At 37.0% G+C, this 16,601-nt stretch carries 18 protein-coding genes and 1 tRNA gene; 4 read left to right on the forward strand and 15 right to left on the reverse strand.

The window, feature by feature from the left end:
• Positions 1 to 348: 348 nt before the first annotated feature.
• The 4 genes from ACFIKX_RS00100 to folE all read right to left on the reverse strand — a co-directional run bounded on the left by ACFIKX_RS00100 (position 349) and on the right by folE (position 3,192).
• Positions 349 to 855, reverse strand: coding sequence for a hypothetical protein (locus tag ACFIKX_RS00100; RefSeq protein WP_015856440.1), 507 nt, complete (start codon positions 853 to 855; stop codon positions 349 to 351).
• A 137-nt stretch (positions 856 to 992) separates the two neighbouring features.
• Positions 993 to 2,165 (reverse strand): alpha/beta hydrolase, encoded by a 1,173-nt coding sequence (locus tag ACFIKX_RS00105; RefSeq protein WP_375629371.1) that lies wholly within the window; start codon positions 2,163 to 2,165, stop codon positions 993 to 995.
• Between the two features lie 193 nt (positions 2,166 to 2,358).
• Positions 2,359 to 2,443 (reverse strand) — tRNA-Leu (locus ACFIKX_RS00110).
• A 137-nt stretch (positions 2,444 to 2,580) separates the two neighbouring features.
• The gene (folE, locus tag ACFIKX_RS00115) at positions 2,581 to 3,192 is read right to left on the reverse strand and encodes a GTP cyclohydrolase I FolE (protein ID WP_375629374.1); all 612 of its coding nucleotides are present in this window, start codon (positions 3,190 to 3,192) and stop codon (positions 2,581 to 2,583) included.
• A gap of 125 nt (positions 3,193 to 3,317) precedes the next feature.
• On the opposite strand from folE, the gene ACFIKX_RS00120 reads away from it, so the two are divergent.
• The 3 genes from ACFIKX_RS00120 (at position 3,318) to thrS (ending at position 6,185) form a co-directional block, all read left to right on the forward strand.
• Positions 3,318 to 3,746, forward strand: coding sequence for an iron-sulfur cluster assembly scaffold protein (locus ACFIKX_RS00120; protein WP_375611578.1), 429 nt, complete (start codon positions 3,318 to 3,320; stop codon positions 3,744 to 3,746).
• Positions 3,747 to 4,097, forward strand: coding sequence for a membrane protein insertion efficiency factor YidD (gene yidD, locus ACFIKX_RS00125; protein WP_375607118.1), 351 nt, complete (start codon positions 3,747 to 3,749; stop codon positions 4,095 to 4,097).
• Positions 4,098 to 4,208: 111 nt separating this feature from the next.
• Entirely contained in the window at positions 4,209 to 6,185 is a 1,977-nt protein-coding gene (gene thrS, locus ACFIKX_RS00130) for a threonine--tRNA ligase (protein WP_375629377.1), read from the forward strand.
• 1,048 nt (positions 6,186 to 7,233) lie between these two features.
• On the opposite strand, the gene ACFIKX_RS00135 is transcribed toward thrS, so the two are convergent.
• From ACFIKX_RS00135 to ACFIKX_RS00155, 5 genes are all read right to left on the reverse strand, one after another.
• On the reverse strand, positions 7,234 to 7,737 hold the full coding sequence (locus tag ACFIKX_RS00135) for a MerR family transcriptional regulator (protein WP_375607116.1): 504 nt from the start codon (positions 7,735 to 7,737) through the stop codon (positions 7,234 to 7,236).
• A 196-nt stretch (positions 7,738 to 7,933) separates the two neighbouring features.
• Positions 7,934 to 8,248: an integration host factor subunit alpha gene (locus ACFIKX_RS00140; RefSeq protein ID WP_273791377.1), complete on the reverse strand. Its 315-nt coding sequence runs from the start codon at positions 8,246 to 8,248 to the stop codon at positions 7,934 to 7,936.
• Positions 8,249 to 8,325: 77 nt separating this feature from the next.
• A complete protein-coding gene (locus ACFIKX_RS00145; protein ID WP_375629381.1) occupies positions 8,326 to 9,300 on the reverse strand; it encodes a beta-ketoacyl-ACP synthase III in 975 nt (324 codons plus the stop codon).
• Between the two features lie 49 nt (positions 9,301 to 9,349).
• Positions 9,350 to 10,420 carry a phosphate acyltransferase PlsX gene (gene plsX, locus ACFIKX_RS00150; protein WP_375613059.1) on the reverse strand — a complete coding sequence of 357 codons (1,071 nt, stop codon included), beginning with the start codon at positions 10,418 to 10,420 and terminating at the stop codon, positions 9,350 to 9,352.
• 149 nt (positions 10,421 to 10,569) lie between these two features.
• Positions 10,570 to 11,127, reverse strand: a complete 558-nt coding sequence (locus ACFIKX_RS00155; RefSeq protein WP_375629384.1) for a DUF177 domain-containing protein — start codon at positions 11,125 to 11,127, stop codon at positions 10,570 to 10,572.
• Between the two features lie 221 nt (positions 11,128 to 11,348).
• Between ACFIKX_RS00155 and ACFIKX_RS00160 the strand changes: the two genes are divergently transcribed.
• Positions 11,349 to 11,828, forward strand: coding sequence for an outer membrane protein assembly factor BamE (locus ACFIKX_RS00160; RefSeq protein WP_375607172.1), 480 nt, complete (start codon positions 11,349 to 11,351; stop codon positions 11,826 to 11,828).
• A 75-nt stretch (positions 11,829 to 11,903) separates the two neighbouring features.
• Here ACFIKX_RS00160 and nusB read toward each other — a convergent pair whose 3' ends face one another.
• The 6 genes from nusB to glyA all read right to left on the reverse strand — a co-directional run bounded on the left by nusB (position 11,904) and on the right by glyA (position 16,443).
• A complete protein-coding gene (nusB, locus tag ACFIKX_RS00165; RefSeq protein WP_015856452.1) occupies positions 11,904 to 12,374 on the reverse strand; it encodes a transcription antitermination factor NusB in 471 nt (156 codons plus the stop codon).
• 2 nt (positions 12,375 to 12,376) lie between these two features.
• A complete protein-coding gene (locus ACFIKX_RS00170) occupies positions 12,377 to 12,832 on the reverse strand; it encodes a 6,7-dimethyl-8-ribityllumazine synthase (protein WP_375611572.1) in 456 nt (151 codons plus the stop codon).
• Positions 12,833 to 12,913: 81 nt separating this feature from the next.
• Positions 12,914 to 13,531 carry a riboflavin synthase gene (locus tag ACFIKX_RS00175; RefSeq protein WP_375611571.1) on the reverse strand — a complete coding sequence of 206 codons (618 nt, stop codon included), beginning with the start codon at positions 13,529 to 13,531 and terminating at the stop codon, positions 12,914 to 12,916.
• Positions 13,513 to 14,643 (reverse strand): bifunctional diaminohydroxyphosphoribosylaminopyrimidine deaminase/5-amino-6-(5-phosphoribosylamino)uracil reductase RibD, encoded by a 1,131-nt coding sequence (gene ribD, locus ACFIKX_RS00180; protein ID WP_375611590.1) that lies wholly within the window; start codon positions 14,641 to 14,643, stop codon positions 13,513 to 13,515. Before ribD ends, ACFIKX_RS00175 begins: the two co-directional genes overlap by 19 nt.
• Positions 14,636 to 15,118, reverse strand: coding sequence for a transcriptional regulator NrdR (nrdR, locus tag ACFIKX_RS00185; protein ID WP_375611570.1), 483 nt, complete (start codon positions 15,116 to 15,118; stop codon positions 14,636 to 14,638). Before nrdR ends, ribD begins: the two co-directional genes overlap by 8 nt.
• 11 nt (positions 15,119 to 15,129) lie before the next feature.
• On the reverse strand, positions 15,130 to 16,443 hold the full coding sequence (gene glyA, locus ACFIKX_RS00190; RefSeq protein ID WP_375629389.1) for a serine hydroxymethyltransferase: 1,314 nt from the start codon (positions 16,441 to 16,443) through the stop codon (positions 15,130 to 15,132).
• Between the last annotated feature and the right edge of the window lie 158 nt (positions 16,444 to 16,601).

Here is a 16,601-nt window from a genome sequence, read left to right on the forward strand (position 1 = left end):
AAAAAACTCAATAGAATCAAGATTCACCTATTCCCTTATATTAGACATAACTATTTTATTTTACTTGCTTTTTATTTGCCTAATGAATATACTAACAACTTTATGACATTGGTAAAATTATCCGGCGGGCTATTATTAAAAGAATCAGAAAGTTTTTTGTAAAATTCTTTCCACAAACATTTTTTTCAATAAAGCCACCTAATTCATCAGCCTTAACTTTAGCAAAGATATAAGGCATGTGTTTCATTTATTAAAGAAAAGAATTTGCTTTAAAAAGGTTATAGCCTTCTATCTAACAGCGTTTTTGCTGTAAAATTCAAATTATCTATCTGCTCAACTAAAGAACTTTTATTGTTTAGCTTTTGTGCTTTTTTCAAAGAGATGTGGGCTTTCAAGAATAAGCTTCTCTCGTGCTTTTTGTAACTGTTTAATGACTTCATCAATCTTTGACGGAGAACAAAAAGATTCTTGGCTATTCAACAAATGCAGCCTCTCCTTTCCCTCATATAAACATTGCATCTGAGATTGAAGAATTCTAACTTCTTGAAAAAAAAGACGTCCTGTTTCCTTAAAACCATTATTAAGTGCAAAAAGTTGATCAGAAATGGATAGCAGAATTTGTTTTAAAAAACGCTCATTTTCTTGGCGTTTACGATATTCTAAAATAAGAGCATGGCTTATCTCATCTAACTGTTTTTTTGTAGAATCAATTTGACGCAATAAATTTGGTTTTTCCCCCATATCACCTTTTCTCACCTTCACAAGCATAGCATGAATGTCTAATAACTTAATTGCGGAATGAGATAAATAATCAACAACTGTAGGCGTATTAACATAGCGTTTCCGTGCAATCATCACAAACTCACCTAATGACTGTTTTTTACATTCATCCCGCTATTTATTTTTCATTTTACAAGACCATTCTAAAGAAAGTGCTAAAAAATATTACCTCCAATACATTATTCGATGGAGCCCCTTCTCTCTTTTCACGATCAACGTGGAATCCGTGGAGAGAGAAAACGTACAGGTGTATAAAGGATAAGATGTGTTGTTTTTTCCAACACACTACTGCCATCAGCAAGAAGGGCTTGACTAGGTGACAATTCTGTACCTTGCATAATTGTGGAAGCCAAAGAACCTTCTCGAGAAAGAGCCATCAACGTTGGCGAAGATGCAAAGACATTGTGTGCTCCCCCATCCACATGAGAAAAATCAAGAACAGCTATTCCATTTTTACGCAACATTTCAATATCTGAGCCATCGCCCACACGATGATGTCCACCCGTAAGACGTCCTGAAACCGCAAGAGCTTTATCCGCTCTGGATACTAAAATAGCGGTTGGCTGCGGGAGTTTTTTTATATCTTTAAGTTGGCGCTCAAATACATCAACATCAATATCTGGTGCAGCCATTAATAAACTTGTAATACGACGAATAGGCCTATATTTTCCCTGTAACGCTAACGTTCTAAATGCTTCCATTATAACAAAATTGCCCATAGAATGTGCAATAACCGAAATTTGATCAGCATTGGTTTCACTAATAAGTGTTAAAAGCTCTATCAATCCGTCACGGGCAAAATTAGCACTGTCACGATCATAAATATAAAGAGGAACTGATCCGGCCGAAGGCCAAGAATAATGCACAGCGACAACATTTAAAGAATAATCGTGTGTAAACTGTGCTGTACGAAATGTACCATCTGCAAAATTATTATTATACCCATGGATAAAAAGAAAAATTTCTCTTTTTCCTTTTGGCTTTTTTGCTAAAGCAGCATTTAATTGCTGTTTAAACTGTTCTTTATTATCGTATTTTTGCAATGCTACTGCTGCAAAATACTTATCATGCGTAGGTTTATAGGCATTTATTTCAACAACTCCCTTTACATGTTGCTGAGGAATTCCTACGTCAACGCGATTATAATGAACTTTATTTGATCGCTCTGCACCATAAGGTTGAGCGTAATTATTTTGCATCATACGACTTGTTGCAACATACACTGGAACGATGGCTTTTGGAGAAACTGGTTTCCCTTCAACTTCCCTTTCTACGGCAGTCATAGAAGGTGTTGCATGCACCCCATGCCAAAGTACAGCACGTGAATCACTACACGCTGATAATAAAGAAATACAAATAAGAAGTGTTAAATATCTCAGAATCATTATACTTCTCACTGCAACTTCACCCCACCTTATAAAAATATAACATTTCAAATGCATAGATAAAGTAATAAAAAACGAAACATTATTGGCAACACACCAACAAATAACATACAAAAAAGATTTTTTTATAATGCCTATAAATCCCCTCTCTCTAACATAACTTCATCTCATTATGGAGAGACTCACTGCTAACTGGTGCGGTCGAGAAGACTCGAACTTCCACGGGTTGCCCCACAGCGACCTCAACGCTGCGCGTCTACCAATTCCGCCACGACCGCACGTGGAAAGAAAAAATCTTGGTTTTTAGCCTTTAACAAATCATAAAGAAAGGTACAAGCCAATTTTCTTTTTCTCATAATTTATTTTATCCGGATGCTTTATAACTTAATAAAGATTACGAGAAATATGGGCTTTACTATGACCTTTGAACCATCATCATAAAATGTGCTTGTGCCGCTTGATCTTTTTCATAATAACCATGAAAGTTTTTTGTAATTGTTGTAGAGCCCTGTTTTTGGATTCCTCTCATAGCCATACACATGTGCTCAGCCTCAATCAATACTGCTACACCATGAGGCTTCAGATACGTTTTTAACGCGTGAGCCACTTGCGCTGTCATAGCTTCTTGAGTTTGTAAACGACGAGAAAAAATATCTACAACACGTACAATTTTTGAAAGACCAACAATTTTTGCATTAGGAAGATATGCTATATGTGCTTTCCCAATAATTGGGATCATGTGATGCTCACAGTGTGAATAAAAAGGTATATTCTTTACGATTACGGCTTCATTGTATCCTGAAACCTCTTCAAAAACTGTACCTAAGGTTTCTTTAACCGATTGACTATAACCATTAAAAAGCTCGCGATATGCCTTGGCTATACGTTTTGGAGTATCTAAAAGCCCTTCTCTATTTGGATTTTCCCCTATCCATAAGAGTAATGTACGAATCGCTTCTTCCACCTTTTCAATACTCGGACGCTTTTCTTCAGATAAATTTGTGTCTTCTTTAACAACATTACGCATTCAAAAACTCCAAGCTTACTCTATACAAAGCATTTGCTCCATACCTATCTCATTTTGTATAATCTCTATATAAGCGAATTAAAAGTTTAAACAATCACGACTCTCAAAATTTCAGGCAATAGCGCATGATTGATACTATCTATAATGATAAAATACTTAAATATGCTGCACATATAGGCAAAATTGGGCGTCTTAATAATCCTGATGCAACATCAAGAAAACACGCACACCTTTGTGGTTCGACAATCACTGTAGATTTAAAAGTGGAAAATAGTATTATTACCGATTTTGCTCACGAAATACATGCATGTGTGCTAGGGCAAGCTTCAGCTTCACTTTTAGCATCTCATATCATCGGACAAACAACTCAAGATCTTAAAATATTGCGTGAAGTTATCTACCAAATGCTAACGCAAAATGGTCCTTCTCCTCAAGCTCCATTTGAGGATTTTTCTTGCTTACAGCCCATTAAAGACTATAAAGTGCGCCATGCAGCAACACTACTACCCTTTGATGCAACGATAGACTGCATTCAAAAAATTGAAGAAAAATAAATGTTCAAATCACAATCTAGACAAAAAAAGTTGACTCGGAATTACACAGGCACTTGGCAAAAAACACCCGGACGATTATTGGGTATTTTCTTAATACGGTTCTATCAAATAACACTTTCGAGCCTTATAGGCAATCAATGTCGCCATGCCCCGACTTGTTCAGAATATACATATGAAGCGATTGCACGCCATGGGCTTTGGGCTGGTGCATGGATGGGACTCTTTCGTATCATGCGTTGTGGGCCCTTTGGAACAGATGGCTTTGATCCAGTCCCTCCATCGCTTGGAAATTCTTGCTGTTTTTATAAACCTTGGCGTTACTGGAAAATTTCTGACAAACACAACAAATAATCCTTTTCTTTTTTCACATGTATTGATAAAAAATTAGTCTATAAGCTTTTTACTCAATTTTCACGAAACCATCCGCAATCGTTAGCGGAATTGGATTAAAAGGGTGTTTTTATGTCTTGCTCTATTTCTCTTTTTTTTCCCGATGGTTCAAAACGTAATTACCCCGCCGAAATGACAGGCTTGGAATTAGCGGAATCTATTTCTAAATCACTTGCAAAAAAAGCAGTCGCCTATAGTCTTGATGGTATCACGCGAGACTTATCGGATCCATTGGGACAATCTGGTCAAGTAGAGATTATTACCCGAGAAGATTCACGCGCTCTTGAGCTCATAAGGCATGATTGCGCCCATGTCCTTGCTGAAGCAGTGCAAGAGCTTTTTCCTGAAACGCAAGTAACAATAGGTCCTGTCATTGAGAACGGATTCTATTATGATTTTGCACGCCAACAACCTTTCACATTAGATGATCTCACCGTCATTGAAAAGAAAATGCGTGAAATTATCCAACGCAATAAACCTTTTAGAAAAAAAATTTGGTCTCGTGAAAAAGCAAGAAAAGTTTTTTCTGAGAAAAAGGAATTTTATAAAGTTGAACTTATTGATAGCATTCCTGAAAATCAAGATTTAAAAATCTATTATCAAGGGGAGTGGTTTGATCTTTGTCGCGGACCGCACATGCAATCTACAGGGCAAATTGGGAATGCTTTCAAATTAATGAAAGTTGCAGGAGCTTATTGGCGTGGCGATGCCAATAATCCAATGCTCACGAGAATTTATGGAACAGCATTTGCAAATGAAAATGACTTAAAAGCCTACCTCCATATGCTAGAAGAAGCTGAAAAACGTGATCATCGCCGCTTGGGACGTGAAATGGACTTATTTCACTTTCAAGAAGAAGGGCCAGGAATGATTTTTTGGCACAAAAAAGGTTGGAAAATGTTCCAAAATTTGATCAGCTATATGCGTAGACGCCTTGATGATCATCAATATGCTGAAGTTAATGCACCACAAGTTCTCGATAGGTCACTCTGGGAAATATCTGGCCATTGGGGTTGGTATAAGGAGAATATGTTCAAAGTAATTTCAGCAGAAGAAGATTCAGATCATGGGAATGTTTATGCCCTTAAACCAATGAACTGCCCTGGTCATGTGCAAATTTTTAAACATGGTTTAAAATCTTATCGTGATTTGCCTATTAGACTTGCTGAATTTGGACTTGTTCATCGTTATGAGCCTTCAGGCTCTTTACATGGTCTTATGCGTGTGCGTGGTTTTACACAAGATGATGCGCATATTTTTTGTACTGATGAACAATTAGCCGATGAATGTCTCAGTATTAACGATCTTATTTTATCAACTTATGCTGATTTTGGTTTTAAAGAAATTAGTCTTAAGCTTTCAACCCGTCCAGAAAAACGAGTTGGATCTGATGCATTATGGGATCATGCAGAAAGTATCATGGAATCTGTCCTTAAAACGATTGAAACAAAATTTGCAGGACAAATCAAAACAAGCATCCTTCCAGGTGAAGGAGCATTTTATGGTCCAAAATTTGAATATACATTAAAGGATGCTATCGGTCGTGAATGGCAATGTGGAACAACACAAATAGACTTTAATCTCCCTGAACGTTTTGGTGCATTCTATATTGATAAAGATTCAGAAAAACGTCAACCTGTTATGATCCACCGTGCTATTTTTGGATCAATGGAGCGTTTTCTTGGTATATTAATTGAAAATTTTGCTGGACATATGCCACTTTGGCTTGCTCCTGAACAAATTGTTGTTGCAACAATTACATCCGAAGCAAATGAATATGCCCAAAAAATAACAGCAAAACTTAAAGCTGTTGGGCTTTCCGCAACAATAGATCTCCGCAATGAAAAAATTAACTATAAAATACGAGAACATTCTTTACAAAAAGTCCCCGTAATTTTGGTATGTGGCAAACGTGAAGCTGAAACAAACAGCGTAAATATGCGCCGCTTAGGAAGTACAAATCAAACCCTTTTATCTGTAGAAGATGTGATTAAACAACTCTCAAATGAAGCAACACCTCCAGATTTGCAACGTGTAATAAATGCATAATACCACAGAAGATGGTAATACGTTAATTTTTTACTATAAATCTTCAGTTTTTGTACAAAATAAAATAATTTGATATTGTAGTGTGTTTTTGTTTCATGCACAATGACCTATCACCAGAAAGAATAACGTGCTCTTCCTCTACAAGGTAGATTGGTGAAAAAGTTGAATGTAAGCTATGAGCTGTTTAAATTGCAAAAATCATAGACAATTGAATATTAATAATAACATTAATCTTTTACCTTTATAATGAAAAGATGCTGCTATTATCATGGATAGATCATTACAATAATTATAGCAACATCAAGCAAGAAAACTGAAAACAAGATTATATTTATTAATAAAAAATATGTAAAATTAGCTGAACAATGATATTTCTTATTCGTAAGATAAGCCCTTATAAAAAGGACAAGATATTGATTTATAATGATAATATATTGTCATTCATATTAAATAAGGTTTCGAATATCATAGGCTTCTCTTATTTTTAATATGTTTATGTTGAATCTATCAAAATCATTTGCTTGCACGAAACAAGCGGAATGAGTGTGTGGATAAAAATTATTGAGAAAGGACTTTTAAAATGCCTACAATGAACCGCCTAAAGTGCTAAGAATTGTTGCAGTCATTGAGAACAAGCTATAATTATAATGATGATGCCGACTTGAACCTTCATAAGTATAAAAATAGCGGTACTCAACGAGTTTACCATTAATCATTCACGAGGCATTATGGTAAAATAAGATTAAGAAGCCTTAAGAAACATCTCTTTAAAACAAGCACATGAATTGGTAAGCTAATGGCATTCTACATCCCGCAATCTACACTGATGAGATATTGCCTTAATTTTTATAAAGCCAAATCAAAAAAAATGGCAAAGCTCAGCATTTACTCTTTTCCTTCTTCATATTTTACCAAATGAAAAACTCTTATAAAAACTCGTTAAATATACACATACGATACATGACCACTCGTTGAACGTATTAAATTCTGTGTACATCCATAAAACATCTAAATATCTACGAAACACATATAAAATAAAAAAATATTATTATCGTGCTCTATCAAGAACACGCTTACATTCAATGAGTTCAAACAGAATTTCTTGTAACAATGCTTTATCAGTTTTATCTTTGTAAAGATTCACAGAACCGACAGATGTTTCTCCCTCATTCCTCATGAAACTCAAAAGCCCAAAAGAAGATTTCTTAGGCTTATTGCTAGCATTTTCAGAAGTTTGTCCTGCATGTTTCTTCTCTATGACCACATTCATAGCATCAAGATCACCATTACCCAATGCAGTCACAAAAGCAACACCATTTTCTTTCAAAAGGCGTTGCACACCTTTTATTGTATAACCCTGATCATATAGTAACTGCTTAATACCATTGAGCAAATCAACATCGACCGGACGATAATAGCGCCTTCCTCCCCCACGTTTCATTGGTTTAATCTGCCTAAAACGTGTTTCCCAAAATCTTAAGACATGCTGCGGAAGCTCCAATAACTCCGCTACTTCGCTAATTGTGCGAAAAGCATCAGAGCTTTTATCCATTTTGTAACACCTTATTTAAAACAAAATAAATTACTTCACAATGACTCATTCTGTCTCAATTTCTCAACAAGATTAGTCAAAAATAAGACCATCATTGATACCTTACTCACCAGTCTTTTTCTAAAAAATAAAGACCCTTATTTTATACATTTCTTTAACAAATACCAAACATACCATGGCATTTATTTATGAGATATCATTTTTTCTGTTTTGCACGATGCGAATCTAAAATTCTCTGTTTAAGGACATTGGCAGCCTTAAACGTCACAACACGTCGCGGCGGAATCGGTGCTTCAACACCTGTTTTTGGATTGCGTCCAACACGTTCATTTTTACTGCGAACCTGAAAAGTTGCAAAAGAAGATAATTTAACCGCTTCACCTCTTACAAGTGAGTTGCAAATCTCATCCAAAACCAATTCGACTAAAGCTGCTGATTCAGTATGTGACAAGCCCACTCTTTTACAAACTACGCTCGCTAAATCTGCACGCGTTACTGTCTTACTTGTCATTATAACCACCTATTAAAATATTAAAAATTACAAAATGACTTATACGTTTTCTTGAAATATGGTCAAGTAGCCATAATTTACCAACGAATAAGAATTGCTCCCCATGTAAATCCACCTCCCATGGCTTCTAACATGATAAGATCTCCTTCTTTTATTTTTCCATCGCAAACAGCTGTTGTTAAAGCCAACGGAACTGATGCAGCAGACGTATTACCATGTTGATCAACGGTAATCACAACTTTATCTAGTGAAATTCCCAGCTTTTTAGCAGATGCTTCAATAATGCGCTTATTAGCCTGATGAGGTACAAACCAATCTAGTTGTGAAGAATCCATACCTGCAGCTGCAAAACAATCATCAACCACATCCGTTATCATACCAACAGCATATTTAAAAACTTCTCGTCCTTCCATACGCAAATAGCCTGTCGTTTGTGTTGTTGAAGGTCCACCATCAACATATAGCTTATCTATATAAGCACCATTAGAGCGCAATTTCGCAGACAATATACCACGCTCAAAAGCAATATCACCCTCAGTTTCTAGTGCTTCCAAAATAACAGCACCAGCACCATCACCAAACAAAACACATGTCGTACGATCTTCCCAATCTAAAATTCGAGAAAATGTATCGGATCCAATAACTAAAATTCTTTTAGCCCCTCCACACCGTAAATAAGAATCTCCTGTTGTTAAAGCAAAAATAAAACCAGAGCAAACAGCTTGAATATCAAAAGCAAATCCATGGCTCATTCCCAAAGCATGCTGAATTTCAACAGCAGAAGCAGGAAAAGTACGATTCGGGGTGGACGTTGCTAAAATAATACAATCGATGTCTTTTATTGTTAAACCAGCATTTGTAAGTGCTGCTTGCGCAGCCTCAACTCCTAAAGAAACAGTTGTTTCATTTTCACTGGCAATATAACGTTGGCGTATTCCTGTACGCTGAACAATCCATGAATCTGACGTTTCAACAAACTTTGCAATCTCATCATTTGATAAACTTCTTTTCGGCAAAGCACTTCCTACACCACGTATAATTGACCGAATCATTCAGCTCTTACCTTTTCTTCAAATTTTTTATTTCTATTATAAGAGCTTATCATAAGGACTCTCCATTCATCACCGCTTCATCTTCTTGGTCAAAAAGTGTTGCTTTATTTTCATGAAATCGCCGTAAATCAGCCGTTATTTTTTGTAAAAGTCCATTATTAACCATTTTATAACCAACGCGGATAGCAGAAGCAAAGCCATTAGCATTAGCACTGCCATGACTTTTTATAACAACACCATTCAAACCTAAAAGAACTCCTCCATTCACCCTATCAGGATCCATTTTATGTTTCAGTATACGAAAAGCACCCCGTGATAAAAAATAACCAAGAGATGTTAAAAAAGAACTGCGCATTGCAGAGTTTAAAATCTCTCCTATCTGTCGCGCGGTTCCTTCTGCGGTTTTTAAAGCAATATTACCAGAAAACCCCTCTGTCACAACAACATCGACTGTTCCTTTTCCAATGTCATTGCCCTCAACAAATCCTTTATATTCCAATCCTTCTAATTGCACTTCACGCAATATCATTCCTGCTTTTTTTATTTCATAAAGTCCTTTAACCTCTTCCACCCCCACATTTAAAAGCCCAACACTTGGTCTTTCAGTGTGATATAAAGCGCGAAACATACCTGCTCCCATAACCGCCAAATCAACCAACTGACTAGCAGAGGCACCAATTGTTGCTCCAATATCTAAAACAATACTCTCACTGCGCAGTGTTGGCCAGATACCCGCAATACCAGGACGTTCAGCCTCTGCAAGCATTTTCAAACAAAAATAAGACATGGCCATGAGTGCACCCGTATTACCAGCAGAAATGCAAGCATCAGCTTCACCATTTTTTACCGCTTCAATGGCGTACCACATTGATGATTTACCACGTCCATTACGAAGTGCTTGGCTTGGCTTTTCATCCATGCGTGTATAACTTTCTGTAGGGCAAAAGCGCGATACAGAATCCAAACAGGGATATTTTTTTAAAACCGGACGAACAGCCTCCTCTACTCCATAAAATAGAAAATAAATATTTGATAAATATTTTTGTACAATTGCTGCTCCTGCAATAGCTGCTTCTGGACCGTAATCACCGCCCATGACATCCACAGAAATTCTAATCACGCTTGCATATCCCACATCTTTTCATTTACATCTTTAAATACATATTATGATTTTTGGCTCCTGAATACTCACACAGCACATCTTGCGAAAATCGCTCCGCAGAAAATACCGTTTAGCATACAATAGATATTTTTTGTATGTTTTTACAATCACTTCCAATTTTTCAAAACAGAAAATGGAGAGAATTTTCGCTCTACTTCTTCTAAATTTTCAACCATATTCATCTTTATCCCTTCTTTACGTGGATAATGATTAATAGACAACTCAAAAAACTCTTCCATGATTGCGCCAATATCAATTTTATCATCATAAAACACTTCAGGAGTATCAAGCCCCTCCACATCTAAAAACAATTCCCCTGTATCCTCTGATATTTGGGGCTTCATCAAATTTGAATCTTCAGGAACAAAAACAACCTCAATATTTTCACAAAGGATATTTTCTAATGGTTCTAATGTAACAACACATAACTGTAGTATACGCGCTTGCAACAGACCTTTTATACGCACTCCGCGTCTTTTCCACGGGAAAATATGGAATTTTCCCTCACAAGATTTTACTTCAATTAAATCATGGTTCTGGGCTAAATGTGTACATTCTTTTTTGTTTGCACAAAAATGAACCCTTATACCTTTAGCAGGTAGAGAACGTACAGATATTGGATAAGCCAAAGCAAATGTCATTTGAGCAACATTTTGAACATTCATTGACAACTCCCAAACATAAAAACGCGTAAAGCACTATGTTTTTATTTATCTCAAGTATTTATGCATTTTTTTCTTTTCTAAAGAAATTCTATATGGCATAATTTGCTTTATAACAGGGAAATTCAGTGTAAGCTACGGTAGATTAAGTTAAAATTAGAAAAAACTTGAGGTTGCCTTCTTGTCCTACATCTCAGTATAAAAAGGAGATACCATTGTTTCAAATGCCTCACATAATAGCCTTAATCAAACGTAAATTATTGATTGGTTTATCAATAGCAAGCATAGGAATGCTTGCTGGGTGTAGCCTTCTTGATTCTTCAGGTTCGAGCCAAATTTATAGAGAGGGCTATGTTCTTGATAAAAATGCTCTAAGTTCTATCTCTATTGGCTCAAGTCAAGAGCAAGTTCTTTTAACTTTAGGAACCCCTTCATTAAAAACAAAATATGATAATGAAGTTTTTTATTACATCTCACAGACACGTTATCGTGGGATGCAGTTTATGAAAACAAAGATTATTGATCGCAAAGTTTTAGCCATTTACTTCAATAAAAATAATCAGGTTGCAAAAGTTGCAAATTACGGATTACAAGACGGTCAAGTATTTGATTTTATTACACAAACAACGCCAACTGTAACGAAAGAACATCCTTTCTTAATTCAAATTATAAAAGGCCCTGCGAATTTGCCACCCCATAACTAAATTATATAGTCTGCATACCGTTTCAATATTATAGGTCTGATAATATCAGATCTATAATAGGGAGATTTGTAACTCTTAGAGGCGAACTTTTTTTGCCATACTGTCAAGAACTGCATTAACAAGTTTTGGCTCATCACCTTCAAAAAACGCCTTTGCTATGTCAACATACTCATTCATGACAACCGCAACGGGAACATCTTTACGGTTGATCAACTCCCATAAACCTGCTCGTAAAATTGCTCGCAATATAGAATCAAGACGTGAAAGAGACCACTCTGCAGAAAGCTGTTGATGAAGCAGCGGATCAAGCTGCTTTTGATCTTTTACAACACCCGTTATAATAGCCAAAAACCATTGAAAATCAGCTTCAAGATATTGGTCTCCATCAATATCTTTTCCCAAACGATAAGCCTCATACTCAGCTGCCGTTTCCATCACCCCCGAACCCACGATATCCATTTGATAGAGTGCTTGAACTGCAGCGAGTCTTGCTGCTCCACGTTTATTGGCTGAACGCGGAAAATGTCTGCTTTTTATATCAGCCATATTTAACGATTATCTCCAAATCTCTTTTTTAGAGCGATCATACATAAAGCAGCTTCAGCCGCAAAACCACCTTTATTTTTGTCATCTAGTTTTGCACGCACCCATGCTTGTTCTTCGTTTTCAACAGTCAAAATACCATTTCCAATAGCCAAGTGCTGATGAACAGTTAAATCCATCAATGCACGACAAGAATCATTAGCAACAATTTCAAAGTGATATGTTTCACCCCGAATAACACAACCAAGAGCAACATAACCATCATACGATATCTTGTTTTGTTCAGCAAAAGCTATTGCACTTGGTATTTCTAATGCTCCAGGAACCGTTACAACATCATAACTTGCTTCAGCTTTTTGCAAAGTATTCACTGCACCTCTCAAAAGTGCATCAGAAATCCCCTCATAAAAACGTGCCTCAACAATCAATACGTGAGGCTTTTTACCTATCTCTTTCATCATAATGGAATTCCACAAAAAACGAATCAAAAAAATCAAAGTTATAAAGCATAAAATTCTGAAAACGATCAATAGAGTGTTGGCTTATTCATCTTCTCTTTTTAAAGTAAAAAGTTTTGCAGCATAACGAGCAAGTTGATCAATTTCCAAATTGACCCGATCTCCAATTTTAGCTTGTCCCCACGTTGTCATTTCAAGTGTATGGCGAATAATAAGAACATCAAAAACACAATCCTCAACACCATTAACAGTCAAAGATGTCCCATTAAGTGCAATAGATCCCTTATTAACAATGAAAGGCATAAATTGTCTTGAAACTTTTAAATAAAAGCGAATTGCATCCCCTTCATTTTTTTGATCAATGATTTCAGCCAAACCATCAATATGACCAGAAACTAAATGTCCTCCCATTTCATCACCCAATCGAAGCGAACGTTCCAAATTAACAAAAGTTCCTTTTATCCATTGTGCAAGATTCGTTAAACGTAATGTTTCTTCCCACGCCTCGACAACAAACCAATTGGAATCTTCTTGCTTTAATCCTCGCTCTACAATTGTCAGACAAATTCCTGAACAAGCAATTGACGCCCCAATTGCTAAGCTTTCTATAGCATAGCGGGTAGAAATCTTTAAACGCATCCCCTGCTTTAAAGGTTGAACATCTTCAACACAACCAATATCCGTTATAATTCCTGTGAACATAATGTCTTACGTCTCCACTTATAAAAACGGTCATTTCCAAACATTCTTGTCTCAATCTCATGAAACTGCGAGAGATAATTTCCAAAATGAGGGGCTTCAATACGATTTTTGCCTAAAACAATGGGGGTATGAAAACATATCAAATGATCAACACAACCAGCATTCAAAAATTTTTCCCCTGTCTTGACACCCCCTTCCAATAAAACACTATTAATCCCATGTTTATAAAGCATCTGTAAAAGAGCAAAGGGTTCTACACAACCATTGTTCATCTCGACCGAATAAACAGACACACCATATTGCTCCAATGCATTTTTTTTGCTTTTCTTTGAAATATCCACATCACAAATAACCCATGTAGGAATTTTTATGGCTGTTTGGACAACTTTTGCATCAAGGGGGATAGATAAATCTGCATCCAAAATAATACGAATTGGTGAGCGCATCTCCATCCCTGGCAAGCGGCAATTGAGTTGTGGATCATCTGCTAATATAGTACCAATACCAACGAGGATAGCATTATTTTGAGCACGTAGAATATGCGTATGGGCATGAGAAAGTGTTCCACTAATTTTTACGCTGCCCTTCTCTCTTTTTCCAACACCATTATCGGCAGAAATTGCCATTTTAAAAGTGACCGCACAGCGTTGTATCTTCCTTATGCACCAATGCGTCCATAAGGATTCAAAAGCCTCTTCAGCTAAAATGCCCTCAACCACTTCAATACCCGCCGCTCGCAAAAGAGCAATACCATGACCATCAACACGCTTGTCACAATCAGTCAGCGCAATAACAACTCGAGAAACACCTGAATCAATAAGCGCATTCACACACGGCGAAGTTTTTCCATAATGCGCACAAGGTTCTAAAGTAACATAAGCAGTCGCTCCTTGAGCCAAAGAACCTGCCATGTGTAAAGCTTGCACTTCCGCATGAGGACTCCCATGAATAGCTGTTACGCCATAGCCAACAATAAAAGCCCCCACAGCACCATTATCGTTTCGCACAATTAACGTACCAACGGAAGGATTCTCACCTGTAAGACCGACATGACGTTCTGCTAAACGAATAGCTGCAGCCATAAACCGTTCATCTTGCACTTTTTTATTCATCAAAACGAGATTCTGTATCCGCGATACCCTTTGACAATTCATCTATAACATCGTGAAAATCGCTTGCATTACGAAAATCTCGATACACAGAAGCAAAACGAATATAAGCAATATCATCAATTCTTTTCAATGCTTCCATCACAAGATGCCCAATTTTTTCTGAAGAAATCTCTGGTTCTCCCAAACTTTCAAGCTGGCGTACAATGCCAGAAATTGCTCGTTCAATATGATCAGGATCAATATTGCGCTTACGTACAGCCACATCAACTGATCGCATTAACTTATCACGATCGAAGGGTTCACATCGTCCACTTTTTTTAGCAACCAAGAGCTCACGCAACTGAACACGTTCAAAAGTTGTAAAACGACCACCACAAACGGAACACACACGGCGGCGGCGAATCACTGCCCCCTCTTCTGCTGGACGAGAGTCTTTGACCTGTGTATCCTCATATTGGCAGTAAGGACAGCGCATCCTTTGTATCCTTAACGAGTGCTAAGATAAGAGTAAAGAGGAAATTGATTCGTTATATCTTTTACCTTTTTCTCAACAGCCATTTCAACGGCATGATTATCTTCATCACTTTTTGCACTCCGAAGACCATCAAGAACTTCTGAAATCAGATGACCAACTTGAATAAACTCTTTTTCTAAAAAACCACGCGTCGTGGCAGCAGGTGATCCCAAACGAATTCCCGATGTTATAGATGGCGTTTCAGAATCAAAAGGAATGCCATTTTTATTGCAGGTAATATGAGCGCGTCCCAAAGCCAATTCAGCACGTTTACCTGTTAGATTTTTAGAACGTAAATCAACCAACAACAAATGATTATCTGTACCACCAGAAACAATATTAAAACCATTACCCTGTAATGTTTTTGCTAAAGTTTTCGCATTAGCGACAACATTGGCACTGTAACTCTTGAAAGAGGGACGCAAAGCCTCCTCAAACGCAACAGCCTTTGCGGCAATCACATGCATTAAAGGACCACCTTGAAGACCAGGAAAAATTGCAGAATTAATTTTTCTGGATAAAGCCTCATCATTTGTCAATATTAAACCACCCCGAGGACCTCGAAGCGATTTATGTGTTGTTGTTGTTACAATATGCGCATGTGGAACAGGTGAAGGATGCACGCCACCAGCAACAAGACCAGCAATATGAGACATATCAACGAGTAAATGAGCACCGATTTCATCTGCAATTTCACGGAATCTTTCCCAATCCCATAGCCGTGGATAAGATGAGCCCCCTGCTATAATAAGTTTTGGCTTACGTTCTTTTGCAAGCTGCTCAACCTCATCCATATCAATAATCTGATCTTCTTGACGCACACCATAGGAAACAACATCAAACCATTTTCCTGACATATTAACAGGTGAACCATGCGTAAGGTGACCTCCAGCATTTAAATCCAACCCCATAAATGTGTCACCAGGCTGAAGTAAAGCTAAAAAGACAGCTTGATTCATTTGGCTACCAGAATTAGGCTGTACATTCGCAAACGCAGCACCGAAAAGCAGTTTTGCCCTTTCAATAGCTAAATCTTCAACGACATCAACAAATTGACACCCACCATAGTAGCGCTTTCTTGGATAACCTTCTGCATACTTATTGGTTAAAACAGACCCCTGCGCTTCAAGGACCGCTCTTGAAACAATATTCTCTGAAGCAATAAGCTCAATTTCATGTTGTTGACGCTCAAACTCCCCTCTAATTGCGTCAAAAATTGCACCATCAACAGTTTGTAAATTATCATTAAAAAAGCGCTTTTGTGCGTCATTTTCTTGCTGAGTCATAAAACACATTCCTAACATAAAAAAATAAAGTCAAGGAACGATAACACAGCAAACCATGCAAACCAAACATTTTAAACTACTTACACTCAAAAATAATGAGGCAAATATTTATCTTATTCTTTGTTATAAAAACAGCGAAAAACTTTCCTCTCGAGAAT

It is taken from the genome of Bartonella sp. CM86QHHN (assembly GCF_042194695.1).
GTDB lineage: Bacteria > Pseudomonadota > Alphaproteobacteria > Rhizobiales > Rhizobiaceae > Bartonella.